Origin of the sequence: Actinoallomurus sp. NPDC052274 (genome assembly GCF_040679475.1) — a bacterium.
Lineage (GTDB): Bacteria > Actinomycetota > Actinomycetes > Streptosporangiales > Streptosporangiaceae > Actinoallomurus > Actinoallomurus liliacearum.
This window is the reverse complement of record NZ_JBFAUT010000133.1, coordinates 1-2,504: the sequence shown is the minus strand read 5'-3', so window position 1 is coordinate 2,504 and position 2,504 is coordinate 1. Positions and strand designations below refer to the sequence as shown.

General features: G+C 76.3%; 1 protein-coding gene and 1 pseudogene. One reads left to right on the top strand and one right to left on the bottom strand.

Features of this window, described 5'->3' with window-relative positions; all coding sequences use genetic code 11:
* Positions 1 to 458, bottom strand: a pseudogene (locus AB0K82_RS44415) (hypothetical protein); the annotation flags it as partial.
* Positions 459 to 673: 215 nt separating this feature from the next.
* Here AB0K82_RS44415 and AB0K82_RS44410 point away from each other — a divergent pair.
* The coding region (locus AB0K82_RS44410) for an ATP-binding protein (protein ID WP_364409779.1) at positions 674 to 2,504 on the top strand (1,831 nt) is incomplete at its 3' end.

Sequence of the window (2,504 nt, the reverse complement as noted above, 5' to 3'; positions counted from 1 at the left end):
ACGGGATGTTCCGGATAATCGCCGCATGGCACGCCCGGCCCCGAAACCGATGCCACCCGTCGAGGAGCTGGAACACGCGCTCGTGGAGGCGGTCGGGGGTCGTCCTGCGCGGCGACCTCGACGAGCGACTCCCAGAACACCCGCCCCGCCAGCCGGTACGAACGCAGGAGCTGGTCGAGGGGCAACCCCTGCTCGGCCCGCCGGCGGCCGAGCTCACGGGCCCAGCGCAGGTCGGCGCGCCGGCTCGGATCGAGGATCGCCTCGATCCCGTGCCGCAGGCCGATGTGGCAGGCGTCCCACAGGTCGTGGGTCAGGCCGGCGGGCCGCGCCACGTCGCCGCTGAGGATCTCGGCGGTCAGCCGGTCGGCGAGGTCGGGCAGCCGCGTGACGAGCCGCGAGGCCGCTCTGCGGGTCAGCGCGCCCGCGGAACGGCCGGTCGTGCGGGCACGAGCGTCCACACGCCACCTCCAGGGCCGATGATCGTTCATCGTCCCACCGCCGACCCACGGCCGCCAGCGTCCCACCGCCGTCGGCCGCCCGGTCTGTGGCCGCGCACAGCCGCGGTGCCCTCGTGTTGTGCCGTCGCCCCGGTTTAGGAGCGACCTCTGGACGTGCCCCCGGATGCCTGCTGCCGTATGGGCGCGAAAGTCCCTTTTCCTACGGAGGAACCCTCGTGTTGCATGGGCGGGAGCGCGAGCTCGCGGTCGTGGCGGAGACCCTGAGTCGCGTACGAGATGGCGGCGGCGCGGCGCTGGCGGTCGCCGGGGATCCCGGAACGGGGCGGACGGCCCTGCTCGAGCACGTGCTCGGCCGGGCCACGACGTCGTTCCGGACCCTCGGCACGTCCGGCTTCGAGCAGGAGACGGCCTTGCCGTACGCGGGTCTGCACAAGCTGCTGTGGCCGATCTCCGACCGGATCGGCCGGCTGCCCGCGGCCCAGGCGGCGACCCTGGCCCCCGTCACCGGGGAGGGCCCCGCGCCGTCGGCCGAGCCGTTCGTCCTGGGCACGGCGGTGCACCGGCTGCTGACGGACGCCGCGGCCGACGGCCCGGTGCTGTGCTGGGTGGACGACGTCCACCTCCTGGATCGCGTCTCCTTGAACGCGCTCGCCTTCGCCGCCCGCCGGCCCGGTGACGAGCCCCTCGCCATGCTGCTGACCACGGGCCTGGAGACCTCCGCCGCGACGGACCTGCTGCGCGGCGTCCCGTCGCTGCGGCTCGGCCCGCTCGGCGACCGGGCGGCTCGCGCCTTACTGGACGACCTGCTCGGCGCGGAACCGGGCGCGGACCTGGCGGCCGACCTCATCGACCTGGCCGCCGGCAACCCGCTGGCCCTGTCGGAGCTCGCCGCCGCGCTGACGCCCGAGCAGGTGGCCGGCGTGGCGCCGGCCCCGGCCGCGCTGCCCGCGCACAGCCGGCTGCGCGCCCTGCACCGGCGGCGCTACCGTGCCCTGCCGCCCGACGCGCGGCGGGTCGTGCTGCTGGTCGCCTGCGACGAGAGGCTGGACCTCGGAACGCTGGCCCGCGCGGCCACGGGAGCGGGCGTCGACCCGCGGGCGCTGGAGACGGCCCGGCGATCCGGCTTGATCCGCGTGGACGGTGAGACCGTGGAGACCTCGGATCCGCTGATCCGGTCCTCGCTGTACGCCGACGCCTCTCTCGCCGAACGGCTGGCCGCGCACCGGGCCCTCGCCGCCGTACTCGACCAGGACCGGCTGCGGCAAAGCCGGCACCGCGCGGCGAGCGCCGGTGGGCCGGACGCCCGGCTGTGCGAGGAGCTGGTCTGCGAGGCGGCCGCGGCGCGCCGGTCCGGCCGGCACGCGGACGCCGCACCGGCCTGGCGGCAGGCCGCCGCGCTCACCGCCGACGCCGGTGGCAGGGCGGTCCGGCTGCTGGCGGCCGCCACGGACTCCTGGCTGGCCGGCCGCACCCGTACGGCCCGTTCGCTGCTGCGCGCCGCACGCCCGTACGCGCGTTCCGACGAGCTCCGGGGCCTGTCCGGCCTGCTGTACGGGCAGATCGAGCTGCGCGACGGCGCGCCGGCCTCGGCGGTGCAGATCCTGGTGGACGCCGCCGACCGGCTGGCGGGCTCGCACCGGACGCGGGCGGTGCTCGCCCTGATGTTCGCGGCGGAGGCCGGCTGCGTGGCCGGGGACCATCGTCAGTACCGGAGGATCGGCGAACGGGCGGCCGCGATCGCTCTGGACGGCGCCCGCACGCCGGTGGCCGAGCTGATGCTCGCCCATCTCCACGGCATGGCGGCGACGTTCGGCGGCCGGCACGACGAGGCCGCCGGCCCGCTCCGGCGGGTGCTGCGGCTCGCCGAGGGTCTCGACGGCTGCGCGGCCAAGTCCTGGGCGAGTCTCGCCGCGTTCGCGCTCGGCGAGGACCGCAGGGCCCGGGACCTGGCACCTGCCCGCCGGCCCATCGAGCCTCTTACGCTCATCACTGAGCCACTTTTCCAGCCGCTGGGCAGTCAGGTCGTCACTGGCGAGCCGCTGGTTC